Source organism: Mesorhizobium sp. M0185 (genome assembly GCF_040322175.1).
Lineage (GTDB): Bacteria > Pseudomonadota > Alphaproteobacteria > Rhizobiales > Rhizobiaceae > Mesorhizobium.
On sequence record NZ_JAMYSY010000004.1, the window covers coordinates 22,841 to 46,740 of the forward strand.

The window sequence follows — 23,900 nt, forward strand, 5'->3', positions numbered from 1 at the left end:
TCGGCGACGCGCTCCATCTTTTTCGGTCTAAACGTCGAGGCAGCTGAGGGGACCCCCCGCCTCGCTTCGCTCGGCACCCTCCCCTCAAGGGGGAGGGATATCGGCGTCAACGCCACCAGGATCCCGCCTTGTCAACGCCTGCCCCTCTCATCGAAATGCGCGGCATCTCCAAGAGCTTTGGCGCCGTCAAGGCGAACGAGGCCGTCGATCTCAGCGTCGCGCCGGGTGAAATCCTCGGGCTGCTCGGCGAAAACGGCGCCGGCAAGACGACGCTGATGAACGTGCTGTTCGGCGCCTATGCGCCCGATGCCGGCGAGATCCTGGTGCAGGGCCGGTCGGTGGCGATCAACAGTTCGGCCGATGCGCTGGCCGCCGGCATCGGCATGGTGCACCAGCATTTTCATCTCGCACCGCGGCTTTCGGTGCTGGAGAACCTCTTGATCGGCATTCCCGGCAGATCGGGCCGGATCGACCGCGCCGGCGGGCTGGCGCGGCTCGCCGAGATCGGCCGCCAGCACGGGCTGACGCTCGACCCGGACCTCCCCGTCTCGGCGCTGTCGGTCGGCGAGCAACAGCGGCTCGAAATCGTCAAGGCGCTGTTTCGCGGCGCAAGGCTGCTGATCCTCGACGAGCCGACGGCGGTGTTGGCACCGACCGAGGTCGACGGGCTGTTTTCGGCGCTGCGCTCGATGGCGGCACAAGGGCTCGGCATCATCTTCATCTCGCATAAGCTCAACGAGGTGCGAGCGCTGACGCATCGCTGCGTCGTGCTCCGGCATGGGCGCGTTGCCGGCGACGTCGATGCGCCGGCCAGCACCACGTCCTCGGAGATGGCGCGGCTGATGTGCGGCCACGAGATCGTGCCTCCGGCCAGAGGACCGTCGATGCCCGGTGCGGCCGTGCTGACCCTCGACGGTATCTCGACATCGCATCATTCCGGCATGGCGCTGCGCGATGTTTCGCTGTCGGTTCGTGGCGGCGAGATCCTTGGCATCGCCGGCGTCTCCGGCAATGGCCAGCGCGCGCTTGCCGAGGTCATCTCCGGCGTGCGTGCGCCCGATGCCGGGAAGATGACCATAGCCGGCAAAACGGTTTCGCGGTTCTCGCCGAGCACAGTGCAGGCGCTCGGCCTCGGCCGCATCCCGGAAGACCGTATGACGACAGGGCTGGTCACCAATCTGCCGCTCGCCGATTCGATGGTGCTGCCGCGCATCGGCACGGCGGCGTTCAGCCGCAACGGCCTGATCAAGCCGGATGCGATCCGCGCCTTCGCCGAGGCGCAGATCAAGGCCTACGATATACGTTGCCCCGGGCCGATGACGCGCGCCGGGGCGCTTTCCGGCGGCAATCTGCAAAAGGCGCTTCTGGCGCGCGAACTCGCTTTCGATCCGAAGGTGCTGATCGTTTCGCAGCCGACTCGCGGCCTCGACATCGGCGCCGCGCGCTTCATCCACGAAAAATTCCTCGACATGCGCGCCAAGGGCTGCGGCATCATCCTCATCGGCGAGGATCTGGAAGAATTGCTGATGCTCTCGGATCGTATCGCGGTGATGTATGAGGGCCGCATCGTCGGCACGCTGAACAGCGCCGACGCCAGCATTGCCAGACTCGGGTTGATGATGACCGGAGCGGAGGGCCATGCCTGATGTTCCGTCTCGAGGCCCGCACCTCAACGCCCGCCTGGTTCAATCTGGCGCTGCCGCTGCTCGCCATCGGCGCGACGCTGACACTGTGCAGCGGCCTCATCGCACTGGCCGGCGCCGGCGTCGTCGAGGCGTATGGCGTTATGTTTTCGGCGTCGCTGGGCGACAGCTACGCCGTCACCGAAACGCTGGTGCGTGCCGCGCCAATGATCTTCACCGGACTGGCCGTGGCGGTCGCCTTCCGGGCCAAATTCTGGAACATCGGCGCCGAAGGGCAATTGCTGGCTGGTGCGGTGGCGAGCTGTGCCGTCGGTGCAATCCCGATGCCGGGGCCGCTCGCCATGCTGCTGATGGCGCTGGCGGGCGCTGCCGCCGGCGCGGCCGTCGCCCTGATCCCCGCCACGCTGCGGGTAAAATTCAGGGTCGATGACGTGGTCAGCTCGCTGCTGCTCAACTCGGTCATTTTCTACGCACTGATGGCGCTGATCGAGGGGCCATGGAAGGACAGTTTCAGCGGCTACCCGATCTCGCCGCCGATCGAGGATACGGCCAATTTTCCGGTGCTGCTCGAAGGCACGCGGCTGCATCTCGGGGTCGTCGCGGCGCTGGTCGCCGCACCGGTCGTCTGGTTCGTGGTCGCGCGTACGACGCTCGGCTTCCGCATCAGGGTCACCGGCGAAAACCCCGAGGCGGCGCGCTATGGCGGCATCAATGTCGAGCGGGTGCTGATTTCGACGGCGCTGGTGTCTGGCGCATTGGCCGGCCTTGCGGGCGTCGGCGAGGTCGGCGGCGTGCATTTCCAGGTGATGAGCGACATCTCGCCGGGCTATGGCTATTCCGGCATCGTCGTCGCCATGCTGGCGAGGCTCAATCCGCTCGGCGTCGTGCCGGCGGCGATCTTCCTTGCCGCGGTGATGACCGGCGCCGAGGCGATGTCGCGGGCGACCGGCGTTCCGGCCTTCCTCAGCGATGTCATCCAGGGAACGGCGCTGCTCGCCATGCTGGTGGCGCTGCTGTTCACCGCCTATCGCATCCGTCGCGTGGGAATAGCCAAATGAGCGTGGTGCTGGAGCAAATCTTCCAGGTCGGCTTCCTCGCCGCGATCATCCGCATCGCCACGCCGCTGGCCTTCGCGACGCTGGGCGAGATGTTCTCCGAGCGCGCCGGGGTGCTCAATCTCGGCATCGAAGGCATCATGCTTTTGTCGGCGATGACCGGCTTCACCGCGGCGAGCCTCAGCGGCAGCCTCTGGCTTGGCGTGCTAGCGGCGGTGTTGACCGGGGCGCTGATGGGCGCCGTGCACGCGCTGTTCACTGTAGCGCTCGGCCTCAGCCAGCATGTCTGCGGCATCGGCGTGACGCTGTTTAGCTCCGGCCTTGCCTATTTCCTCTACCGGCTGATCTTCGGCCAGCAATCGGTACCGCCGAACATCAAGGGGTTCGAGACGCTGCCGATCCCGATCCTGTCCGGCATTCCGGTGCTCGGGCCGGCGGTGTTCAACCAGTTTTCGCTGGTCTACATGGCGATGCTGTCTATTCCCCTGGCCGCCTTCGTGCTCTACCGCACGCCGTGGGGCCTGTCGGTCCGCATGGTCGGCGAAAACCCGCGCGCCGCCGATTCGGCCGGCGTCAGCGTCATCGCTACGCGCCTCCAGGCGGTGATCCTCGGCGGTGCCTTGATGGGGCTGGCCGGTGCCTTCCTGTCGATGGCGCAGTTCAACGCCTTCACCTTCGGCGTGGTTTCGGGGCGTGGCTGGGTGGCAATCGCGCTCGTCGTTTTCGGCCGCTGGGATCCGTGGCGATCGGCAGGCGCGGCACTGCTGTTTGCCTTCGTCGATGCCCTGCAGTTGCGCATGCAGGCGAGCGGGCTTGGCCACATCCCCTACGAGGCCTTCCTGATGCTGCCGTTCATCTTCACCATCGTCGCTATGGCGGTGATGTCGCGCAATGCGGTGGCCCCGTCGGCGCTGCTCAAGCCGTTCCGGCGCGAAGAGCGGTAGCGGCGCTTCGCCTTTCACATCGCGGTGAAGCCGTTATCGACGAACAGATGGGCGCCGTTGACGAAGCTGGCCTCGTCGCTGGCCAGGAACAGGGCTGCCTTCGCGACCTCTTCCGGCTCGCCGATCCGCCCTTGCTGCGCCGCCATTGCCGCGTCGGAGACATCGACGCCGAGTTTGTCGAGATCGGCGACCTCGCGCAGGCCATGCGGTGTCCTGATGAAGCCTGGACAGACCGCATTGCAGCGGATGTTGCGGTCGCGGAACTCGACGGCGATGGCACGCGCGAACATATGGCAGGCGCCCTTGGTGGTGTCGTAAAGCACCTCCATCGGCGTCGCCGCCACCGCCGAGATCGACGAGGTGCAGACGATGGAACCGCCGCCGGCGGCGATCATGCCGGGCAGCACAGCACGCGTCATCAGGAACATCGAACGCACATTGACGGCATGCAGCCAGTCCCATTCCTGCAGCGTGGTCTCCAGGAAGGGTTTGATGACGAGGGTGCCGGCATGGTTGAACAGAACCGTGACCGGGCCGAATTTTTCCGTCGCGCCCTTCACCGCCGTTTCGACCTGCGCCTCATCCGATACGTCAGCGACCCAGTGCTCGGCGACATGGCCGCGTTGCCTGATTGCCGCCGCGGTAGCCGCCGCCGCTTCGCCGTTGCGGTCGACGATCGCCACCTTGGCGCCCTCGGCCGCGAAAAGCTCCGAGGCCGCACCGCCCATTCCTGTCGCGCCACCCGAAATGATGGCGACCTTGCCGGCCAGTCTTGTCCCCATGGTTTGCTCCCTGCTGCCTTGCCGTGACGTCGCGGCTTTCCGCTGAAGCGATGCTATCCCTCATCCATTGGATGGCCAAGGAGCCACAGACACATGGACCTGACGTTTCCTGCCGTCACCCCGGCATGCCGCAAAAGGCAGCGCTAAGCAGTAAAAGCACTAACTTGTCCGCCGTTTGGAGAAAATTGTTCTAAGGATCGCGCGAAAATAGCACTCGACAAAGTCTACTGATTTTATAGATTAAGCGCCGAGACGGAGGTCGATATGTCCTATAGCCAGAACGCTCAGACTGCCCGCAAAGGCCAAAGGCTGGGTTCCGACCAGGTGTGGCGGCCGGCCTATGCCGGTGCTTTCGCCTATCTCGTCTTTGCCCTTGCGTTTGTATTCACCGGGGCAGTGGTACTGGGGCTGATCCCCTGATTGTCAAGGCTCTGATCATCGAGGCTTCCTCGGGATAGCGGCCTGCCGTTTGCAGAAATTCCGGAGTTGATGAACCGAATGCCGGTGTGCATTTGCGCGCCCTGATTCCAACGTGATGGAGGAGATGGCAATGCCGATCGAGTTCACGCATGTTCCCGGTAAGATCCACGCTGCCGACGCCAGCTTTTTCTATGACTTTGTCGAGACCGCGACGAAGCTGTCACTGATCGAGGATGCTGGATTCCAGAGGATCGTCATCGACGACCAGGCCGGGCTGCTGACCAATATGGACCTTGCCGCCCAGACGCTGGACCGGACCTCGTCCCTGGAGGTCGTGCTCACGCATTGGGCAGGCGTGATCGAACCAACCGTGGCGGCGCGACAACTCGCTGCCCTCGACGCGAGAAGCGGTGGCCGGCTGTCGCTCAGGATGCTCAGCGAGCCGCTGAGCGACGACGATGCCGAGGCACGTCCGGCCGGCCATACGGTGGTCTGGCAACGCATCGATGAATATCTGGTGCTGCTGAAGCGGTTGTGGTCGAACGACAGGCCGTTCGACCATGAAGGCACCTTTTACAGCATCAAAGGCGGCTATGTGCCGCGCAAGGGGCCGCATGGTGCCGATGTGACCATCCGCATGGGCGGGCAGTCGGGCACTGCGCTCAGGGTCGCGGGCAGGCATGCGGACGTGTTCGAGCTGGCGCCTGGCTCGCTTGCAGAAATCCGCCAGTCAATGGAGCGCGTACGCCGCGCTGCTGCCGAACACGGCCGGGCCGGCAAGCTGCGTTTCGCGCTTCCCGTCCGAATCCGTTCGGAAGACAAACCGGCCGCTTCCTGCCAGAAGGCGCTCGAACTTGCCGGGCCGCCGGCGCAGGTCGCGCTTTCGCTGCTTTCCTACGCCGCTTTGGGGATCAAGGAGTTCATGATCGTCGGCGTCGACAGGCCACGCGAGATTGCGACCGCCGGCCGCGAGGCGATCGCGCTCTTGCGCAATTCGCTGACACGGCGCGAGGCCGATGTCCCTCAGCCGGGGGCGTTTGCGTCACGCGCGACACAGGGAGCACGCGCCGGCTGGTGAAGAGCCTCCGTCGTCCCGCGCCTTGGTGACGGGTCTACCACCATTCCGGGAAAGCCGCGTGAGCCGCCCTGGCCAGCGTCGGTATTTCCTGATCGGGAACGGAGCTGTAGGGCCAGAGCAGTCGTGGGCCGAGCGGCGCCCAGCCGCCGGCCGCCGCCATCGCCTTATCGAGTGCTGCATCACCGACATTGTAACGGGTGCGAAACGGTAGGACATGTGCGGCGAGGAAGGCCTGTATGCGGGCCTCGAGTTCGGCAGCTGCGGCCATGTCGGTGCGGATCATCTGCCACCACTGCACCGCGCCCTTCGGGTTGAGGCAGGCAACATTGGAGTAGCTGCCATGGGCTCCCCCGGCATAGCCTGTTGCCAGCGTGTGGCCGGGGACGAAGACGGAAAATCCGTCCAGTCTGCGGCGCGTGTCGGCATACCAGCCGGCGTCGCCGCCCGGCAGCTTGGCGCCGACCAGCGATGGCACGGCCGCACGCAGACTGGCGATGCCGTCGAGCGTCAGGCGGCGCTTGGCGTGCGGCGGGTTGTAGAGCACCAGCGGCGTTTCGGGCGCGGCCTCGCAGAGGCCGCCGGCAAAACGCATGATCTCGTCGTCACTGGGCGGCCACCAGTCGGGCAAGGTGAATTGAGCCGCCGTCGGGCGAAGTCCGGCGACCCGCGTCAGTCGCTCCAGCGCGACGCGCGGATTGGACTGGCTGATGCCGATCTGGAAAGGAAGGCGCGCGCGGCCGGCTATGGTTGCGACCAACTCACAAAGCCGGTCGAATTCGGGCTCGGTCTGGCAATGGAATTCGCAGGCCGTGCCATTGGAATAGACGCCGTCGACGCCTGAGGCGCAGAGCCGGGCGATCGTCTCTTCCGTCGCCTGCCAGTCGATCGCTCCGCGATCGTCGATGGCCAGCATCACCGCGCCCCAGATGCCGCGCGGTGCGTGTGCGGGCAAGCGGGCCAGATGGTCGTCGAGGTCAGCGTCCACCGGCGATCTCGTGTTCGCGGCGGGTTTCGTTCGACGCGAAGGCAGCCTCGATAATGGCGATGATCTTGCGCGCATAGATGCCGTCGACCGGCACCGGCGTGTCATCGGCAATGGCATCGCGCATTGCGCTCCATTCGCGCACCAGCGCGTTATGCATCCAGTTCGGCTCAAAGGAACCGGGCAGCTCGGTCCAGACCGTCTCGCGGCCAAGCATGGTGCCGCGGTCCATGTCGATGCGCAGCGTTCCCCGCTCGCAGACCAGATCCATGGCATAGGTGGTGGCGCCGGTGCGATAGCCGACGCTCTGCACCTGGCCGATGCCGCCGCCGGCGAAGCGCAATCCGAGCAGAGCGCTGTCGTCTGCTTCTTGGTCATGGAACTTGGCGCCGAGCATGCCGCTCACCGACACGACATCGTCATCCATCAGCCAGACCAGGCGATCGACCGCGTGGATGCCGGCCGTCAACAGCATGCCGCCGCCGGTCGCCTTGCGCAGATGCCAGTCGCGGCGATTGTGCTCCATCCACAGCTTGATGATCCAGCTCGATCCGGCGAGCGGCCGGCCGAGCTCGCCTTCCTCCAGAATTTGCCTGGCCGCCATGCAGGGCAGGGCGAAATGCATGAGGTGGGCGACCATCAGCTTGACGCCACCCTTGGCCACGGCGGCGTTGATCGTATCGCAGGCAGCCACCGTCGGCGCCATCGGTTTTTCGAGCAGGATATGCTTGCCGGCCTTTGCCGCGCCGATGGCCATTTCGGCATGGAGATGGTGCGGGCTGGCAATGAGGACCGCATCGACCTCCTTGTCGTCCAGCAGCCTTCGCCAGTCCGCGTAGCCGCGGCCGCCATGTTCAGCGGTGAATTGCTGCAGTGCGTCGGCATTTCCTCGAGAGGCGGCGACGAGGCGAATGCCGCCAACCTCAGGGATTGCCCGCGCATGGGCTGCGCCGAAATCGCCGGCGCCGATAATTCCTATTCCAATCATGGTCCTGCCTTTTGATAAGCGGCGTCGATCAGCGACATCGCCGCAACATAATCTTCGATGGACACCGGCGGAGGCGCCTTTCTGGCCAGCCGGTCAAGCGTATCGCGCATGAACAGACGATAGCGCGTTGCCGGCAGTTCGACCGGCAAGTCGACGATTGCCGCGTCGTCGAGCGTTGCGCAGATAACATGGTCGCCATGATCGATGAGGGTGGCATTGGCACTGACGATACGCCACTCGAAGTCACCGCCGGGGCGCATCGAAGCAAAGGTGTAACCGGCCTCGACGATGAACAGCGCGCCGGCCTCGTCTTCCAGCACCAGAAGTGCGTGATCCTCGACCGGGCCGGGATGGATGCGGTTCGCGATCGAAACGCTTTTCAGGCCGAGCTTGCCGGTTGCGAGGCTGAGTGCCGCGTCGACGCCGTGTATGCCGAGATTCCTCAACGCACCCCCGCCACCAACCGCCGGGTCGAGCACCCAGGCGACACCGTCGGCGATGTAGCGTTGCGGCGGGCCGTTGACCAGCCGGAACTGGCAATGCGCCACGGGGCCGGCGCGACCTTGCCGGCGCAACCTTTCAAGGCCGGCAACGGCCGGCCCGAAACGGTTGGGCAGGGGAACAGCGACAAAAGCCTGGTGCTGCCTGGCAAGGTCGCGCAGCGCCATCAGTTCCCTCGTATGGCTGGCCGCCGGCTTCTCCAGGATCAGCGGTATCCTTGCCGCGATGATCGCAAGTGCCCGCGCCGGCACCATCGAAGGGTGCCCCATCAACAGGATCGCATCCGGCGGGCTGGAGAGTATCTCCTTGAAATCTTCGATAAACGGCAGGTCGTGGTGCGCGGCGAACGCTTGCGCTTGGCCAGGATCCTCGTCCCAGATACCGGCGATCTCCGTGCCACAAAAGCGTGCGGCGTCGAGGTATATTTCGGCGTGCCAGTGGCTCGAGCCGGCGAGGGTAATCTTCATTCGGAGGCAGCAGGTTTGTTATGGGCTTGCAGGATATCCTACAAGTGGCTATACGACAAGCGGCGGGCAAGCTTCAGCGGATGATGAAAGCAGTGGGATGGCGGAACTGAAGTCGATCGAACCGTTGAGCAGACCGCCGCTGCTTCACGTCACCGTGCAGGAAAGCCTCAGGGCCTATATCGAAAGCAACCAGCTCAAGGCAGGCGATCCCCTGCCGCCGGAGACGTTCCTGGCGCAGCGGCTCGGCGTCGGCCGCAACTCCGTGCGGGAAGCCATCAAGGCGCTGGAATCGATCGGCATCCTGGAGACGCGACGCGGCATCGGCGTGTTCGTCAAGGAGTTCTCGTTCAAGCCGCTGCTGGATAACCTGGCCTACGGTTTGCAGGATTCGCTGCGCGATGTCGAAGAGTTGCGCGAAATCCGTCGCGTGCTGGAAACCGGCCTCATCGCCAAGACGATCGAGATGATCAGTGCCGAGGACATCGAGGCGCTGCGCCAGTTGACCGAGCGCATGCGGCAACGTGCCGAGCGCCATGAGAGCTTCGCCGAAGAGGACCAGCAATTCCATCAGCTGCTGTTCCGCTGCCAGAACAATCGCATGCTGAGCGCGCTGATCGACATCTTCTGGACGGCGTTCAACAAGGCCTCGAATTTCACCAATCTCGATAATCCGACGCCGCTGGCGACATGGCGCGACCATCACGAGATCGTCGAGGCTGTCGCCGCCAAGGACGTCGACCAGGCGCGTCGGCGGCTCGACGACCATTACCGGGGGATCCAGCAGGTTATCGCAAAAAACCGAACAAGCTGAAGAACAACCTGACTATGCCAAGGGAGGAAACCATGCGTATCAGGACCATCGCATTCTCAGTCGCCGGGCTGCTGCTCGCCAGCATTGGCCCATTGACCAGTGTCCAGGCACAAAGCGCCAAGACCATTGCGGGCGGCTTCGACGTCGGTCCCGGCGGTTTTCCCAAGAACTTCAACCCGCTGGTGGCGACCGGCGGCTACACCTGGCTCAGCACCTATTTTGAACCGCTGGTCATCTACAATGCCGGGCTGGCTGATATCGAAGGCGACCTCGCCAAGGACTACAAGATCAGCGACGACCAGCTGAGCTATACGTTCAACCTGGTCAACGAGACCTGGCATGACGGCAAACCGTTCACCTCGAAGGACGTCAAGTTCACGCTCGAGCTTGCCAAGAACAAGGCCTCCGGCAGCCTGTTTGCCGCCCGCCTCGCCAACATCGCCTCGGTCGATGCCCCGGATGACCACACCGCAGTGGTGAAGCTATCGAAACCGAACGGCTCGTTTCTATCCATCCTCTCGCAGCTGATGATCCTGCCGGAGCATGCCCTGGCCGCTCTGCCGCCGGAATCGCTGGCGACAAGCACCTGGTGGTCGACCACTCCGGTCGGCACCGGCCCGTTCAAGTTCAAGCGCTACGTGACCGACCAATATGTCGAACTGGCAGCCGATGACGATTATCGCGGCGGCAAGCCGAAGGTAGACGTGCTCATCAACCGCTATTTCGAGTCGCCGGCGGCGGCCGTTGCCGCGCTCCGTGCCGGCGAAATCCAGTTCACCTATGTCGAGCCCGACGATGCGGCATCGTTCAAGAGCGACAGCAATTTCAAGGTGATCGAAGGTGCCTCGTACGTGGTCAACTATATCGGCCTGAACCAGAAGGTCGACCTGTTTAGGGATATCCGTGTCCGCCAGGCGATCATGTACGCGATCGATCGCAACGCCATCATCGACAGCCTCTACGGCGGTGCCGCCGAGCCAGCCAATTGCGGCTATGTCGCGCCGCATCTCGTTCCCGCAGGCCTCGAACCCTATGCCTACGATCCGGCAAAGGCCAAGGCGCTGCTGAGCGAGGCCGGCTGGGACAAGATCAACGGCGACAAGCCGATCACCTTGCTGACCTATTACGGCTCGCCGCAAGCGGCCAATGTGATGGCCGCTGTCCAGTCGATGCTGGCCGAGGTCGGCATCAATGTGGTGCCGCGGGTCGTAGATACGCCGACCTACAACGGCATCGTCTACAAGCAAGGCACGCCGGACTGGAACGCCTTTCCGATGGTCTATGCCGGCCTGCAGAACGGCCCCAACCCGGCCGGCCTCAATCCCGGCCTAAACAAGTCGCAGATCCCGCCGGCAGGCTTTAACACCATGCGCATCGAGTTCGACGATCTGAGCACCGCATTGGACGCCGCGCTAGGCCAAACCGATCCGGCCAAGCTCGATCAATCCTGGCAGGGGGTCTGCAAGGTCATGAACAAGGAGCTACCCTGGGCGACGTTGTGGGTGGCCAACCGCTACGGCGTAGCCTCCAACAAGCTGCATGACTTCGTCTGGACGCCGGCGCCGGGCGGCGGCCCCTACGCAGCTCACCCCGAGCGCTGGGACATCCAGTAAGAAACCCGCAACCAAGCGAGCAGGCGGGACCACTTTGGCGCCGCCTGCCGCCGCCACGGAAAGCCCATGTTGAGCTTCATCGCCCGCCGCAGCGCCACAGGATTGCTGATGCTGGTCGCGCTCAGCGTCCTCATCTTCATCCTGTTGCGGCTGGCGCCGGGCGATCCGATCGACGCCTATATCAACCCATCGGTCCCCATGTCGGCTTCCGACCTCGAGGGCCTGCGCGAACGGCTCGGGCTCGATCGGCCGCTTCCCGTGCAATATCTCGCCTGGCTGCGCGCGGCGCTGAGCGGTGACTTCGGCTATTCGATCCAGCGCAGCGGCGTTGCCGTGCTGCCACTGGTCATGGAACGCATCGGCCCGACGGCGCTGCTGATGGGTACGGGCCTGGCGATCGCCATCGTGCTCGGCATTTCCGCCGGCATTTTCAGCGCGGTGCGCCGTAACGAACCATCCGACATCGCGCTGTCGGTGCTGTCGTTTATCGGTATCTCCAGCCCGGCTTTTCTGACAGCGCTGCTCGGTCTCTATTTCTTCTCGGTGCTGCTGCGCTGGGCGCCGTCCGGCGGCATGCAGACCGCGGGTGCGCCGTTCTCGGCGACGGATGTGCTTGCGCACCTCGTCCTGCCCGCCTGCCTGCTGTCCGTCGGCCATGCCGCGCTGATCATGCGTTACATGCGCGCCTCGCTGCTGGAAGTGCTCAACCAGGATTACGTGCGGACGGCGCGTGCCAAGGGCGTGCGCGAGTTCTGGGTGATCATCAAGCACGCGACCCGCAATGCGCTCTTGCCGGTCATTACCTTGATCGGCTCGACTGTCGGCATCGCCATCGGCGGCGCCATCTTCCTGGAAAGCGTGTTCAACTGGCCGGGCATGGGACTGCTTCTGGTCAACGCCGTCGGCACCCGCGATTACCCGGTGATCATGGGCGCTACCCTGGTGATCGGCGTTTGCGTCATCCTGGTCAACCTCTTGACCGACGTCGTCTATGCCGTCGTCGACCCGCGCATTCAGGTGGCATGATGGCAATCACGGCGCCAGATCCTACAGTTGACCCGACAGCCGTGCCGCAAACCAAAGGCCCGCTTCGCCGCGCGCTCGACCGCTTTTTTGAAAACCGCGCGGCGCGTGCCGGGCTTTTGATCGTCATCCCGATCCTGCTGGCGGTTTCGACGTATCCTTTGTGGTGGCCGTTCGGTCCTAACACCATCGACCTCCGAGCAATGAACAAGGCGCCGTCGGCCATTCATTGGCTGGGCAGCGACGGCGTCGGGCGCGACGTCATGGCCCGGTTGCTGCAAGGCGGGCGGATCTCATTGCTGGTTGCCGTCAGCTCGGTCGCCATCTCCACCGTCATCGGCTTCCTGGTCGGTGCCGTCGCCAGCTTTGGTGGGCGTCTCGTCGACGGCACGGTGATGCGCCTGGTCGACCTGGCGATGACGCTGCCGCCGGTGATCTTCCTGTTGGTGCTGGCTTCGATTGCCGGCACCGGTATCGCCCCGACCATACTGGTGATCTCGCTGCTCTCCTGGCCGGTGCTGTCGCGCATGGTGCGCGCCCGGCTGCTCGAACTGCGCGAGCGCGATTTTGTCGTCGCCGCCCGCGGCATGGGGGCAGGGCTGCCGCATCTGCTGTTCCGGCACGGCCTGCCCAACTGCATCGATATCCTGGTCGTCTACGCCACCTTGCAGATCGCCAACGCCATCCTGCTCGAGGCCGGCCTGTCCTTCCTCGGCCTCGGCATCGCACCGCCCGAAGCCAGCTGGGGCAACATGCTCAATCTCGCCCGCTCCACCGTCGTGCTTGAAAATTACCCGTGGCAATGGATGTTCCCGGGCGCCGCACTGGTGCTCACCGTGCTCGCCATCAACTTCATCGGCGACGGCCTGCGCGATGCATTCGACCCCCGCTCCGATCTCAACTGACCTCAAAGGTTCATCAAAATGCCCCTGTTTACCGGCGTCGTGCCACCTGTCGTTACCCCGCTCAATACCGATTTCAGTGTCGATTTCCCGTCGTTCACCCGCACCATCGAGAACCTGCTCGACGGTGGTGTTCACGGGCTGTTCGTGCTCGGCTCGACCAGCGAGGTGGTCTTCCACGACGAGGCGGGCCGCAGGGCCATCCTCGAGCACGCGGTGAAGGTCAATAACGGCCGGGTTCCGATCTTCGCTGGGGTCATCGACCCGACTACCGACCGCGTCATCAACCACGCCCGGATCGCCAGATCGGCCGGCGCCGACGCCATCGTCGTCACCGCGCCATTTTATACCCGGACCAGCCAGCCCGAGATCGGCGACCACTTCCGCTATATCAAGGATGCGATCGACATTCCGGTCATCGCCTACGACATCCCGGTCTGCGTGCATATCAAGCTGGAGCGCAAGACCACGGTCGGCCTCGCCCGAGAAGGCGTCATTGCGGGCATCAAGGATTCCAGCGGCGACGACGGCAATCTGCGTTACGTGCTCAAGGACATGGTCGACGACCCGGGTTTCTTCGGCATGACCGGCTCCGAGATCCTGGTCGACAGCGTGCTGGCCATGGGTGCGCACGGCGTCGTGCCGGGGCTCGCCAATGTCGATCCGCACGGCTATGTCAGGCTGTGGAAGCTGACGCAGGCGGGACGGCATGCCGAAGCCCGCCTGGAGCAGGAGCGGTTGTTGAAACTGTTCGAGATCGTCTGGATCTCGCTCGGCAGGACAAGCGCCGGCTCGGCCGGCGTCGGCGCCTTCAAGGCGGCGATGAAGAGCCTCGGCATCATTGCCTCCAACACCATGGCGCGGCCGCAACGCAGCCTGAACGAAGAGGAAACCGCAAAGATCGACATGATCCTTCGCGATGTGGGGCTGCTCCGCTGAGCGCCATGCCGATCCTCTCGATTTCCGGCCTGCGCGCGGTGTTCCGCATTGCGGGGCGCGACATCGCGGCGGTAAGGGATGTCGACCTGACGATCGGCTCCGGCGAGACGGTGGCGCTCGTCGGCGAATCCGGATCCGGCAAATCCGTCACCAGCCTGTCGATCATCGGCCTCTTGCCGAAAAGGGTCGGACATATCGCCGAGGGGTCGATCGCGCTGCGGCGCAAGAACGGCACGGTCACCGAATTGACCAGCCTCGATGCCGAGTCGCTGCGCAAGATACGCGGCAACGAGATCGGCATGGTGTTCCAGGAGCCGATGACCAGCCTCAACCCGGTCTACACGATCGGCGAGCAGATCGCCGAACCGATCCGCATCCATCTCGGCAAATCGCACCGCGAGGCAGAAGCAGACGCGGTGCGGCTGCTGGCGCAAGTCGGCATTCCCGATCCGAAGCGGCGGGCGCGGCAATATCCGCACGAACTGTCGGGCGGGATGCGGCAGCGCGCCACCATCGCCATGGCGCTGTCCTGCGATCCGGGCTTGCTGATCGCCGACGAGCCGACAACCGCATTGGATGTCACCATACAGGCCCAGATCCTCGATCTTTTGGCCGAACTGCAGGCTCAGCGCGGCATGGGCATCCTGTTCGTCACCCACAATCTCGGAGTCGTCGCCGAAATCGCCGACCGGGTGGCGGTGATGTATGCCGGGCGTATCGTCGAAACAGGTACGGTGAGCGAAGTGTTCACCCGTCCGCGTCATCCCTATACGGCAGGGTTGATGCGCTCGGTGCCGCGGCTCGGCCAGGCCACGGCGCTGAAGATGGCGGGAACGCCGCTGCCGACCATTGCCGGAAATGTTCCGTCGCTCGCCTTGCTGCCCAAGGGCTGTTCCTTCGCGCCGCGTTGCCCGATGGCTATCGCTGCCTGCCGCGCCGCGGTCCCGCCATTGTTTGGGGCGACGCCGACCCAGCAAAGCCGCTGCCTGCGTTGGGAGGAGCTCTGATGGCCGACGCCCCTTTCCTCGCTGTCAAAAACCTGACCAAGCATTTTGCGCCGACAGCGTTCTCGCGTGGCCCGGTGGTCAGGGCGCTGGAGGACATTTCCTTCGATGTCAGGCGTGGCCAGGTGGTCGGCCTGGTCGGCGAATCCGGGTCCGGCAAGACGACGATCGGCCGCTCGGTGCTGCGTCTGATCGAGCCGACATCCGGCCAAATCAACTATGACGGCACCGACATCACCAGGCTGGGTGCCGCCCAGTTGCGCCGCCAGCGTCGCAAGATGCAGTATATTTTCCAGGATCCCTTCGCCAGCCTGTCGCCGCGCATGACGATAGGGCAGATCCTCACCGAAGGCCTGGACATTCAAGGCATCGGCAAGAAGTCCGAGCGGCGGGCGAAGGCCGAGAAGGCACTTGCCGCGGTCGAGTTGCCGGTCGACGCCTATGACCGCTACACCCATGAATTTTCGGGCGGCCAGCGCCAGCGCATCGGCATCGCCCGGGCGCTGACGCTCGAGCCGGAATTCATCGTCGCCGACGAGCCGGTCTCGGCGCTCGACGTCTCGATCCAGGCGCAAATCATCAATCTGTTGCGCGACCTGCAGCTCCGGCTCGGGCTGACCATGCTGTTCATTTCGCACGATCTGGCTGTCGTCGAGTACATCTGCGACACGGTCATCGTGCTCTATCTCGGGCGCATCATGGAGGTTGCGCCGGCGGCCGAGCTTTATGCCCGGCCGCAGCATCCCTACACGCGCGCGCTGCTGTCAGCCATTCCGTCGCTCGATCCGCTGGCCAGGCAAGACCGACAAGTGCTCAAGGGCGATATTCCAAGCCCGGCAAACCCGCCGTCGGGCTGCGTTTTCCGAACCCGTTGCCCGTTTGCGCTGGAGGCTTGCGCCGGGGGTGTGCCGCCGCTGAGGGCGACAGCCGAGGGCCATCTGAAGGCCTGCATCCGCGACGACATCGCTTAGGTTTTTTGTCCTGTGCCTACGGGAGAACTTGGGCGAGATGGACAAGGTCGTCGGCCACAAAGTCCCAGCTCTCAAGAGGCGAGAGATCGGTCATCTGCGCCGGGCCATGCTCTTTTGGCCGAGCAACAAAGGCGGTTCCGATACCGCACCTTCGCGCCGCAGCCAGGTCGTCATTATGCGCGGCGACTAACACGGCCTCCGAAGGCCGCACCCCCAGGATCTCCACTGCGCGGAGATAAGCCTGCGGCGCAGGCTTATAGGTGCCGAACACATCCGAGCCAAGGACGGTGTCCCAAGGCAGGCCGGCGCGCTTGGCCATATCCAGCAACAGCCGGGTATTGGCCCCTGACAAGGGCACGATGATGAAGCGTTCCTTTAGCCTCGCAAGGCCTTTCAGCGAATCGGGCCACGGCTCCAGCCGGTGCCAGGCGAGGTTGAGTTCCTCAAGTTCGGCGGTCGGCAGCTCGGATGGGGCCAGCCCGAACTGGACGAGGGTGGCGTCCAGATTCTCCCTGTTGATCACGTCAAGTGAAACGAAAGGCCGGTGCCCCGTCCGCACCGCCTCGGTCGAGGCGTCATAGCGCGACGCCCACGCATCAGCGAATTCACCGGGATCGACCTGCTCTGCACCAACTCGCGCGAGGAAGGCGCCGGCCTCGCTTGCGATACCGCTGCGCCAGTCAACGACGGTTCCCAGAACATCGAAGAATAGGACTCGAGTGGCGGTCATATTGAGCTTTCCGGTCGGGTTGCGGTGCGTGTCCTGCCGCATCAATCGCGATAGGACGGATCGACCTCGTCGAGCTGCTGATCAGATAGTCGAAATGTTTAAAAGCCTGATCGCGAAGGTGGTTCCCCCAGGCTCATTGAAACGTCGTCGACGCCAACCCATATGCAATCCGCGTCGGATGTTTCCTCCCATTCGTCCGGCGCGTTCCCCTCTGAAGGTTTTCGACCTTCACATCTGGCCGGGCTTTGCAGCCCGGCCTTTTTTTGCGGGGTAAGTAAGCGAGCCGAGATCATGGCGCAGGGGTGCCCAGCGTATCGATGCGCTTCGCCAGCGCCGCGGGATCGCCAAGCATGCGCAGCGTCTTCAGCCGAGCTGTGCCGCCGGCGGCGATCGAGACGCCCGATGCCGGCACGCCAAGCGCCTTAGCTACCAGCCTTTCCAGCGCTCGATTGGCGGCTCCGTTTTCCGGCACGGCGCGGACGCGGGCTTTTAGATAGCTTCGCCCATCCACCGATGTTTCGATGCCCTCCAGCCTGTCCATCGCCGCTTTCGGCGTCAGCCGGACGAACAGGTCGATGCCGTCGGCGCGAAGTCGAAAGAAACGGTTCGTCCCGTGACTCACATCGATCCGATACCGAACATCGGCTGAACGGTCGTGTCTAGGAACACGCTGATAAATGTCAGCGCAAGCAACAGGATGATCGGCGAGATATCGATCCCGCCAAGGTCCGGGAGGACGCGGCGGATCGGCCGCAATGCCGGCTCGGTCAGCCGATAAAGCATGTTGCCGATAGAGTCGACAAGCTGGTTGCGCGAGTTGACGACGTTGAAGGCGTAAAGCCACGAGAAGATAGCCGCACCAATCACAATGTACCAATAGATATTAATCGCGGCATGCAGCGTATAAAAGACTGCGATCATCGGTTGCTCCTTGCGAACGCCCGACATGTAGCCACTGTAGGTGAAAGCGGCAAGAGCCGCCTTCCGCCGCATGGCGAAGCCGGACGAACGGCCGAACGGCATTTCGGCAGCAAGCGCAGCCTTGACAGGAAACCGCAGCGGCCGATAAAAGCCCCATCCGCTGGACGGGGCTGTAGCTCAGCTGGGAGAGCGCGTCGTTCGCAATGACGAGGTCAGGAGTTCGATCCTCCTCAGCTCCACCAGCGGATTTTTAGAATCCCTTGCCTGGTTGCATGCCGAAGACCCGCTTGGAGTCCATGGCTATCCTCAGCTGAAGCAACCGAATGCATCGCGGGCCTCTGCCGGCTTGGCACTATCGTTGCCGGGTGGATTCACATCGGCGACGTAAAGGCCTTCTACACCAGTAGCGTATGCGGCCTATTGCTACTGCGCCTCGTCCTTGCCAGACTTGGCCCGTCTTCAAAACCGAGGGGAATTCACCATGACCAGCACGACAAGGCGTGATTTTGTAGGTCTTACAGGAATGGCAGCGACTGCCCTGGCCGGTGCTGTTGCAACACGAGCTACCGCTGCGGAAAGCGACGTATCGCCATCGTTCGATGAGATTCTTCAAGAGTACAATCAAAACAACACAGAAAGGACTAGATCAAAGCTGGCGATCTATGTGGTGCTTTCTCATCTGCACGCCAGTCTCGAGGACGAATTTAGCGACCTTGGGCTAGAGCTGCCTTTAGGGAAAAAAGCGTTGCCATCGAACCTGCCGGCCAATTTCGCGGACGCGCAGGTTGCACCCCTTCCTTGGCTCTTCAAGCCCTCGGAAGTTACCGACCACGAACGAAACGGCTATGCGACGATTGCAATGCGAATGAACGCAGTGATGGCAAGACACACCGCCGACGTGAGTGTCGGGGTTTCGCATATCATGTCGCACAAGGGATAACCGCGACCTTGCCGGCGAGCACGGCACGTCAGGCGAGCACAACGCCGGCCGGCGATTTGTTGTTGCGGGCGAACCGATTGCCTGTTTTCGCGAGGCGACTGCGCTGCGAGAGTCCTCACAATGGATAAATCCCTCCGGGACGCGCCGCGCGAGATAGCAAAGCTCTCGGCACCCCGGCCAGTGGGAATTGTCAGCCGTCCGCGCGTAGTGGCGCTGCTGTCGCAGGCCCTCGACAGCGGTGCATGCTGGCTGGCTGCGCCTGGTGGATACGGCAAGACCACCGCGGTGATCGACTTTCTGGAACACAGCGGGCCGGAACAAGGCGGCCTGAAGCAGGGCGAATCGGCGTACAACTGGTATCGGGTCGACACCGAGGACCAGGACGTTGCGCGCCTTTTCCACTATCTGACGCTGTCGCTCGACGGCAGGCATGCCGGCATGCCGGTGTTTGGTCCGGAATATGCCGACAATTCCGACGATTTCGCGCGGCTGTTCTTCCGCACCTATTTCTCGCGGCTTGATCCGGGCACGATCCTGGTCCTCGACGATCTGCATCGTGCCGATGCGCCAGGCTTTCGCCGGACGCTGGCGATCCTGTTGCGCGAACGCCCCAACACCGTCCGCTGCATCTGCACATCGCGGATGCTGCCCGAGGGCGATGTCACCGACCTCGTGCTGTCGGGACAGTTGCCGGTCCTCAACCAAACACTGCTGGAGTTTTCGCCTGCGGAGGCTCGCAACCTCATCACCGCCCGCTCGCAATCGCCGTCCGAGGTCGGCGACATTTCGGAGGCGCGCGGCTGGGCGGTGGGCCTTCTCCTGCTGGCCAACGCCGGAATGTACTACCCGCTTTCGCAGACCGGCCTTGCCGGAGGCGCCGGCCTTCGGGAGATTGTCGGACGTTATTTCCTGCGCGACATCGCGCCGGAGGACCAGGATCTGCTTATCAGGCTCAACGTTCTGCCGGAGATCAGCACGGAGCTTGCCGATGCGTTCCTGGGCTCGCCGCAGGCTGCTCGCCTGCTGGTGCGGCTGCAGCATCGCCAGCTGCTGATCACGCGCGACGGTCCGGGCGGCGCCGCCTTCCAGCTGCATGACTTGTTGCGCGAATACCTTGCCGGCCTACTGGACCGGCGCGTGACGGAAGCGGACCGTTCCAGGCTGCGCGAGCAGGCAGCAAAGGTCCTGCACGAGGCAGACAAAACCGACGCGGCAATCGTGCTGGCGTTGCAGGCGGGCGCCTGGCCGCTGGCACGCCAGCTCATTCTGGAGTGCGCTAACGGCGTTCTCTCGCAAGGGCGCAGGGCCAGCTTCGTCGAATGGTGCAACAGGCTGCCCCCCGACCAGATGGACGGGTGGGTCCATTATTGGCTGGGCGTCGCCTTCGCATCGGACGATGCGAAGGCCGAACCGCACTTCTCCAAGGCATGGCAAGCATTCGAGAACACCGACATGCGCGGCCAATGCCTGACGGTCGCGCGGGCGGTCGTAGTCAAGACTGCCAGCTGGCGTACGCATGAGGGGCTGGCGGATTGGACGCGCCGAGCCTCACAGGTTCTTGCCAGGGGATTGCCGGAGTTGGATCCGGAGGAACTCATGATGGTCAGGCTCGGCATCCTGCGGGCCGTCGATTTCGCCGAACCTGGCGAATTCGACGTCCATGACGCGAAGCGCCTCGTGAATGATATCCAGCAGCGCCTGACACATCTGCCGATCGAGGATTCGGTCGAGTTGCGCCTGCTGGCAAGCGAAGCGCTCATCGACTACGCGACCTCGTCGGGGCAGCGCGACATTTTTGCCAATGCCGTGGACAGCGTTGCCGCCGATCTCGAACATCCGGATATCCCGCCGCTGGTGCTCGGCATGTGGCTGGTGTCCTTTGGCTCGGCCAGCGGCCGTTACTTCCCCTATTCGCGGCGCGGTTTTGTCTATGCCTCGGCCGAGGATGCGTTGCGACGCGCAACGGCGATAGGCGAGCAGCGCGCCTTGCGGGGCGTCGAGTTCAGCGCCCTCTATCAGCTTCAATTGCTGATGAAGCTCCACAACAGGTTCTCGGAATTCAATGCGCTCGTCTCCCGGCTGGGCGAGATCGCGGACAGCAGGTTCACAACCCAGGTCGCTGTAGTCGCCGACTGCCACGCGGCGATGCACACGCGCAACGGCGACTTCGTCAAGGCTTATCTCGACTGCGATGCCTTCATGGATGCGATCGAGCGGGCGAATGAGCCGATGATCGAACGCTGGCCGCATTACGTCACCAAATACCAGGTCCTGCTGGCCGATCGGCGTCCAGCGGAGGCCATTGCGCTACTCCAGGAGATCGTCGAAAGGCTGAGCGGCGGCCCTCGCCAGCGCGTCGAACTCAACATTCTGGCCGCTCAGGCCCTGGAGCAGAAGTGGAACGGCGGCGCGTCCTATGGCAGTCGTCTGGCTGAATTCATGGAGGCGTTGCGCCAGGTCAACCCCTCCGCAATCCTGCTCAACCTGCCGGACCTATTGGCCGATCTTGTCGCCGATGCGCTGGAGCGAAAGATCGACGTCGATCTCTGCCGCCGTGTCGTTCGGGCGCGATATCTGGTCCCGCCCGCTGGCCGACCCGCCCAGTGGCCTTGGCCGCTCAGGATCCACTTGATGGGAGGCTTCCGCCTCGAAATCGATGGTGCCGAGGTCGCGCCCGGTGCCAAACCTACCCGCGCGCTCGACATATTGCGCATTATCTGCCTGTCGAGGGACCAGGTCTGTTCGGTGGAAACCCTGCAGGATTGGCTCTGGCCCGACCTCGACGGCGACCAGGCCAAAGCGGCCTTGGAGCAGGCGCTGCATCGTCTGCGCAAATTGCTCGGGCAAGGCGAACTCGTAACGCTGAGAGAAGGCCGTTTGCGGCTCGCTGCCGACAAGGTCTGGATCGATCTGCAGGATTGGGAAGACCGGCTGAAACCCGTTCTGTCGGGCCAAAGAGACTGCGCAATCGAGGAGCAGGAGATGCTGCTGGAAGGCTTTGTCGGCCCGCTTTTCTCGAATGCCCCGATGCCCGCCTGGTCGAATGCCGCGGCCGACCGGGTGCGGGATGGGTTTGTGGAGCTTGCCGTGCGGATCGCCAAACACTGGCAGAGTCAAGGCAATGCGGATCGGGCACGCCAGGCGTGCCGGCGTGCGCTCGATTTCTACCCGGAATCGGCCAAACTCCATGGCACGCTCATCCAGGAGAGCCTCTCCAGGAACGATCATGCCGGCGCCATCGAGGATTACCGGCGCTATGAACGCGCGCTCGCTTCGACCGGCGATGACGAGCCCTCGCCTTTGCTGCGTTCGCTCGTGCGCCCGTTTCTCTAGACCGGTTCATCGTTTCACGGAAACGCCGAACCGCTCTATCTCTTTATTTTTGCGCAATTCCGGACGGAAAACCGTTCCACACTTTTCCTGGAATTACTCTGGCGCAGCTCGGAACTCTGTAAGCCGTCCGTAAGTCGCGGTCTGGGAACCTCGGCTCGTCGATCAAAACCGATCGCCGGAGGCCTGAAGCCCCCGATACCAACACTCACAGGAAGGAAAAGGTCATGCCGTATACTGCCAGAGCAACTTCGAGAGTGCGTGCCGGCACCATCCGCGCTGGAGCCACAAGACTTTCCGACCAGCTCAGGATCGGGCCTTGGTCGCTCCTCTCGCCCGAAGCTGTCATACAGCAAAAGTACAACTCCCTTGGAGGCGCCGGCTTCGCCGAGATCGACAGGAAGGACACTGGAAAAGCCTGGTATCTCAAGAACGGCTCATGCATTTGTTACAACGATGCCATGCACGACGCCTTTGAGATCCATGGCGAAATCTACAGGAAGTGGATTGCGCTTGGCGGTCTCGCGTGGGGCATTCCCTGCACCGACGAAACCGGAACTCCCGACGGCGTCGGCCGATACAATCACTTCAACAACAATACCGCTTCGATCTACTGGACACCGAACACCGGTGCTCAAGCGATTTGGGGGGCAATTCGCGGCAAATGGGCAGCAATGGGCTGGGAGCGCTCGGTTCTCGGCTATCCGGTCACCGACGAAACCGGAACTCCCGACGGCGTCGGGCGCTACAACCATTTTGCCAATGCCGGCTCGATCTACTGGACACCGAACACAGGAGCCAACGTGGTGTACGGTGACATTCGAAAGAAGTGGGAAAGCTTGGGCTGGGAACAGTCATATCTGGGGTACCCAACGACCGACGAGACCGAATTTGCCGACGGTGGCCGTGCCAATCTGTTTGAAAACGGCGGCATATACTGGTGGCCCGACACCGGCGCGATCGACCTTCGAGACGTCGTCGTCCACTATACCGGCCTCCATTGCTTCGGCGAGACCGACTGGGATCAGGGATCGAGTGCGGACGAACCCTATGTCATCGTCAGCGTGACAACGCCGCAGATCGCCGACACCAGGCGCAGCCAGGTCTATGGCGACGTCGATGCCGGAGATACGAGACCCGACCTTATGGAAATCTATCGAGGCAAGCCCTACGGCATCAATATCGGCACGGTGCTGATGGAAAACGATTTTGGCGACCCCAACAAATACAAGGACGAGGTGCAGAAGATCGTCATGGGCGTCCATACGGCGGGCACGCTGGCTTTGGGCCTCATTCCGGTGGCAGGACCTATCATTGCCGCGATAGCCGGCCCCGCCCTGGGATCCTTGATGCCATCGATCGGCGGCGCCATTAGCGATCTCTTCGATTGGGGCGATGACAGGATCGGGAGCGCGACAGTGACCATCTCCGCAAAGCAGATGGTGTTGCTCGCGGCACGTACGAACAATACCACCTTCAGCCGGATTGGGTTCAAAGTGGAAACGCCCCTGATTTCCGGCGAGGGGGCTTCCTACAAAGCCTATTTTGGCTTTGTGCCTGCCTAGGCCAATCGCCTCGGCAAAAACCTTCGCCGAGACAATCAAACTTACCAGCCCCGCCTTCCATTGGCGGGGCTGCCACTTCGCGACTGAGAGTTTCCGTAGCGGTCGTCGCAAGGCGCGATCCAGATGCGGCAGCGGCCGATCAGCATAGCGGGCAAGCTGTCGTTGCCTGCCCCGCACAGCCCGTAGCACCGCCATGAACGCGGCTCCTTCGGCCGGAACGATGGAGACCGCATTAAGTGCAGTCACCTCAACGACGCGGCCGCAGCCAAAAAGGCCGAACGGGACCGGCGG

22 protein-coding genes and 1 tRNA gene are annotated in these 23,900 nt (G+C 63.5%); 16 read left to right on the plus strand and 7 right to left on the minus strand.

Going from position 1 to position 23,900, the window contains the following annotated elements; translation table 11 throughout:
* Positions 1–155: 155 nt before the first annotated feature.
* The 3 genes from NKJ20_RS04670 to NKJ20_RS04680 are packed head-to-tail and all read left to right on the plus strand — an operon-like array spanning position 156 to position 3,642.
* Positions 156–1,646 carry an ABC transporter ATP-binding protein gene (locus tag NKJ20_RS04670; RefSeq protein ID WP_502894787.1) on the plus strand — a complete coding sequence of 497 codons (1,491 nt, stop codon included), beginning with the start codon at positions 156–158 and terminating at the stop codon, positions 1,644–1,646.
* Positions 1,646–2,701, plus strand: coding sequence for an ABC transporter permease (locus NKJ20_RS04675; RefSeq protein WP_352742819.1), 1,056 nt, complete (start codon positions 1,646–1,648; stop codon positions 2,699–2,701). The genes NKJ20_RS04670 and NKJ20_RS04675 overlap by 1 nt, the downstream gene beginning before the upstream one ends.
* Positions 2,698–3,642 (plus strand): ABC transporter permease, encoded by a 945-nt coding sequence (locus NKJ20_RS04680; protein WP_352742820.1) that lies wholly within the window; start codon positions 2,698–2,700, stop codon positions 3,640–3,642. The genes NKJ20_RS04675 and NKJ20_RS04680 overlap by 4 nt, the downstream gene beginning before the upstream one ends.
* Positions 3,643–3,656: 14 nt before the next feature.
* Here the strand turns inward: NKJ20_RS04680 and NKJ20_RS04685 are convergent, their stop codons facing one another.
* The gene (locus NKJ20_RS04685; protein ID WP_352681879.1) at positions 3,657–4,424 is read right to left on the minus strand and encodes an SDR family NAD(P)-dependent oxidoreductase; all 768 of its coding nucleotides are present in this window, start codon (positions 4,422–4,424) and stop codon (positions 3,657–3,659) included.
* A gap of 264 nt (positions 4,425–4,688) precedes the next feature.
* Here NKJ20_RS04685 and NKJ20_RS04690 point away from each other — a divergent pair, with 264 nt between their 5' ends.
* Together NKJ20_RS04690 and NKJ20_RS04695 are read left to right on the plus strand one after the other, a co-directional pair.
* Positions 4,689–4,844 carry a hypothetical protein gene (locus tag NKJ20_RS04690; RefSeq protein WP_023678176.1) on the plus strand — a complete coding sequence of 52 codons (156 nt, stop codon included), beginning with the start codon at positions 4,689–4,691 and terminating at the stop codon, positions 4,842–4,844.
* 130 nt (positions 4,845–4,974) lie between these two features.
* The gene (locus tag NKJ20_RS04695) at positions 4,975–5,922 is read left to right on the plus strand and encodes an LLM class flavin-dependent oxidoreductase (protein ID WP_352742822.1); all 948 of its coding nucleotides are present in this window, start codon (positions 4,975–4,977) and stop codon (positions 5,920–5,922) included.
* Positions 5,923–5,956: 34 nt separating this feature from the next.
* Here the strand turns inward: NKJ20_RS04695 and NKJ20_RS04700 are convergent, their stop codons facing one another.
* The 3 genes from NKJ20_RS04700 to NKJ20_RS04710 are packed head-to-tail and all read right to left on the minus strand — an operon-like array spanning position 5,957 to position 8,860.
* Positions 5,957–6,907, minus strand: coding sequence for a dihydrodipicolinate synthase family protein (locus NKJ20_RS04700; RefSeq protein ID WP_352742823.1), 951 nt, complete (start codon positions 6,905–6,907; stop codon positions 5,957–5,959).
* Positions 6,897–7,892, minus strand: coding sequence for a Gfo/Idh/MocA family protein (locus NKJ20_RS04705; protein WP_352742825.1), 996 nt, complete (start codon positions 7,890–7,892; stop codon positions 6,897–6,899). Before NKJ20_RS04705 ends, NKJ20_RS04700 begins: the two co-directional genes overlap by 11 nt.
* Positions 7,889–8,860 carry a Gfo/Idh/MocA family protein gene (locus tag NKJ20_RS04710; protein ID WP_352742827.1) on the minus strand — a complete coding sequence of 324 codons (972 nt, stop codon included), beginning with the start codon at positions 8,858–8,860 and terminating at the stop codon, positions 7,889–7,891. The genes NKJ20_RS04705 and NKJ20_RS04710 overlap by 4 nt, the downstream gene beginning before the upstream one ends.
* A gap of 97 nt (positions 8,861–8,957) precedes the next feature.
* Between NKJ20_RS04710 and NKJ20_RS04715 the strand changes: the two genes are divergently transcribed.
* The 7 genes from NKJ20_RS04715 (at position 8,958) to NKJ20_RS04745 (ending at position 16,123) form a co-directional block, all read left to right on the plus strand.
* The gene (locus tag NKJ20_RS04715; protein ID WP_352742828.1) at positions 8,958–9,671 is read left to right on the plus strand and encodes a FadR/GntR family transcriptional regulator; all 714 of its coding nucleotides are present in this window, start codon (positions 8,958–8,960) and stop codon (positions 9,669–9,671) included.
* A 32-nt stretch (positions 9,672–9,703) separates the two neighbouring features.
* Positions 9,704–11,284, plus strand: coding sequence for an ABC transporter substrate-binding protein (locus tag NKJ20_RS04720; RefSeq protein ID WP_352742830.1), 1,581 nt, complete (start codon positions 9,704–9,706; stop codon positions 11,282–11,284).
* Between the two features lie 66 nt (positions 11,285–11,350).
* Positions 11,351–12,310 carry an ABC transporter permease gene (locus NKJ20_RS04725; RefSeq protein WP_023678169.1) on the plus strand — a complete coding sequence of 320 codons (960 nt, stop codon included), beginning with the start codon at positions 11,351–11,353 and terminating at the stop codon, positions 12,308–12,310.
* Complete coding sequence (locus NKJ20_RS04730) at positions 12,307–13,212, plus strand: ABC transporter permease (protein WP_023678168.1); 906 nt, start codon at positions 12,307–12,309, stop codon at positions 13,210–13,212. Before NKJ20_RS04725 ends, NKJ20_RS04730 begins: the two co-directional genes overlap by 4 nt.
* 18 nt (positions 13,213–13,230) lie before the next feature.
* Entirely contained in the window at positions 13,231–14,148 is a 918-nt protein-coding gene (locus tag NKJ20_RS04735) for a dihydrodipicolinate synthase family protein (protein WP_352742832.1), read from the plus strand.
* Positions 14,145–15,155, plus strand: coding sequence for an ABC transporter ATP-binding protein (locus tag NKJ20_RS04740; protein ID WP_352743003.1), 1,011 nt, complete (start codon positions 14,145–14,147; stop codon positions 15,153–15,155). The genes NKJ20_RS04735 and NKJ20_RS04740 overlap by 4 nt, the downstream gene beginning before the upstream one ends.
* The gene (locus NKJ20_RS04745; protein WP_352742834.1) at positions 15,155–16,123 is read left to right on the plus strand and encodes an ABC transporter ATP-binding protein; all 969 of its coding nucleotides are present in this window, start codon (positions 15,155–15,157) and stop codon (positions 16,121–16,123) included. Before NKJ20_RS04740 ends, NKJ20_RS04745 begins: the two co-directional genes overlap by 1 nt.
* A gap of 16 nt (positions 16,124–16,139) precedes the next feature.
* Here the strand turns inward: NKJ20_RS04745 and NKJ20_RS04750 are convergent, their stop codons facing one another.
* The 3 genes from NKJ20_RS04750 to NKJ20_RS04760 all read right to left on the minus strand — a co-directional run bounded on the left by NKJ20_RS04750 (position 16,140) and on the right by NKJ20_RS04760 (position 17,774).
* Entirely contained in the window at positions 16,140–16,853 is a 714-nt protein-coding gene (locus NKJ20_RS04750) for a haloacid dehalogenase type II (RefSeq protein WP_352742836.1), read from the minus strand.
* 289 nt (positions 16,854–17,142) lie between these two features.
* Positions 17,143–17,475: a DUF167 family protein gene (locus NKJ20_RS04755; protein ID WP_352742838.1), complete on the minus strand. Its 333-nt coding sequence runs from the start codon at positions 17,473–17,475 to the stop codon at positions 17,143–17,145.
* Complete coding sequence (locus tag NKJ20_RS04760; protein ID WP_292657287.1) at positions 17,472–17,774, minus strand: YggT family protein; 303 nt, start codon at positions 17,772–17,774, stop codon at positions 17,472–17,474. Before NKJ20_RS04760 ends, NKJ20_RS04755 begins: the two co-directional genes overlap by 4 nt.
* A 166-nt stretch (positions 17,775–17,940) precedes the next feature.
* Here NKJ20_RS04760 and NKJ20_RS04765 point away from each other — a divergent pair.
* The 4 genes from NKJ20_RS04765 to NKJ20_RS04780 all read left to right on the plus strand — a co-directional run bounded on the left by NKJ20_RS04765 (position 17,941) and on the right by NKJ20_RS04780 (position 23,609).
* A tRNA-Ala gene (locus tag NKJ20_RS04765) sits at positions 17,941–18,016 on the plus strand.
* A gap of 239 nt (positions 18,017–18,255) precedes the next feature.
* The gene (locus tag NKJ20_RS04770; RefSeq protein WP_352742840.1) at positions 18,256–18,714 is read left to right on the plus strand and encodes a hypothetical protein; all 459 of its coding nucleotides are present in this window, start codon (positions 18,256–18,258) and stop codon (positions 18,712–18,714) included.
* A 120-nt stretch (positions 18,715–18,834) separates the two neighbouring features.
* A complete protein-coding gene (locus NKJ20_RS04775) occupies positions 18,835–22,047 on the plus strand; it encodes an AfsR/SARP family transcriptional regulator (protein WP_352742842.1) in 3,213 nt (1,070 codons plus the stop codon).
* Between the two features lie 224 nt (positions 22,048–22,271).
* The gene (locus NKJ20_RS04780; RefSeq protein ID WP_352742844.1) at positions 22,272–23,609 is read left to right on the plus strand and encodes an LGFP repeat-containing protein; all 1,338 of its coding nucleotides are present in this window, start codon (positions 22,272–22,274) and stop codon (positions 23,607–23,609) included.
* The last annotated feature ends 291 nt before the right edge of the window (positions 23,610–23,900 follow it).

Coding starts and splice junctions, on each gene's coding strand:
- NKJ20_RS04670 (WP_502894787.1), top strand. CDS start 156: ATGCGCGGCATCTCCAAGAGCTTTGGCGCCGTCAAGGCGAACGAGGCC.
- NKJ20_RS04675 (WP_352742819.1), top strand. CDS start 1,646: ATGTTCCGTCTCGAGGCCCGCACCTCAACGCCCGCCTGGTTCAATCTG.
- NKJ20_RS04680 (WP_352742820.1), top strand. CDS start 2,698: ATGAGCGTGGTGCTGGAGCAAATCTTCCAGGTCGGCTTCCTCGCCGCG.
- NKJ20_RS04685 (WP_352681879.1), bottom strand. CDS start 4,424: ATGGGGACAAGACTGGCCGGCAAGGTCGCCATCATTTCGGGTGGCGCG.
- NKJ20_RS04690 (WP_023678176.1), top strand. CDS start 4,689: ATGTCCTATAGCCAGAACGCTCAGACTGCCCGCAAAGGCCAAAGGCTG.
- NKJ20_RS04695 (WP_352742822.1), top strand. CDS start 4,975: ATGCCGATCGAGTTCACGCATGTTCCCGGTAAGATCCACGCTGCCGAC.
- NKJ20_RS04705 (WP_352742825.1), bottom strand. CDS start 7,892: ATGATTGGAATAGGAATTATCGGCGCCGGCGATTTCGGCGCAGCCCAT.
- NKJ20_RS04710 (WP_352742827.1), bottom strand. CDS start 8,860: ATGAAGATTACCCTCGCCGGCTCGAGCCACTGGCACGCCGAAATATAC.
- NKJ20_RS04715 (WP_352742828.1), top strand. CDS start 8,958: ATGGCGGAACTGAAGTCGATCGAACCGTTGAGCAGACCGCCGCTGCTT.
- NKJ20_RS04720 (WP_352742830.1), top strand. CDS start 9,704: ATGCGTATCAGGACCATCGCATTCTCAGTCGCCGGGCTGCTGCTCGCC.
- NKJ20_RS04725 (WP_023678169.1), top strand. CDS start 11,351: ATGTTGAGCTTCATCGCCCGCCGCAGCGCCACAGGATTGCTGATGCTG.
- NKJ20_RS04730 (WP_023678168.1), top strand. CDS start 12,307: ATGATGGCAATCACGGCGCCAGATCCTACAGTTGACCCGACAGCCGTG.
- NKJ20_RS04735 (WP_352742832.1), top strand. CDS start 13,231: ATGCCCCTGTTTACCGGCGTCGTGCCACCTGTCGTTACCCCGCTCAAT.
- NKJ20_RS04745 (WP_352742834.1), top strand. CDS start 15,155: ATGGCCGACGCCCCTTTCCTCGCTGTCAAAAACCTGACCAAGCATTTT.
- NKJ20_RS04750 (WP_352742836.1), bottom strand. CDS start 16,853: ATGACCGCCACTCGAGTCCTATTCTTCGATGTTCTGGGAACCGTCGTT.
- NKJ20_RS04760 (WP_292657287.1), bottom strand. CDS start 17,774: ATGATCGCAGTCTTTTATACGCTGCATGCCGCGATTAATATCTATTGG.
- NKJ20_RS04770 (WP_352742840.1), top strand. CDS start 18,256: ATGACCAGCACGACAAGGCGTGATTTTGTAGGTCTTACAGGAATGGCA.
- NKJ20_RS04775 (WP_352742842.1), top strand. CDS start 18,835: ATGGATAAATCCCTCCGGGACGCGCCGCGCGAGATAGCAAAGCTCTCG.
- NKJ20_RS04780 (WP_352742844.1), top strand. CDS start 22,272: ATGCCGTATACTGCCAGAGCAACTTCGAGAGTGCGTGCCGGCACCATC.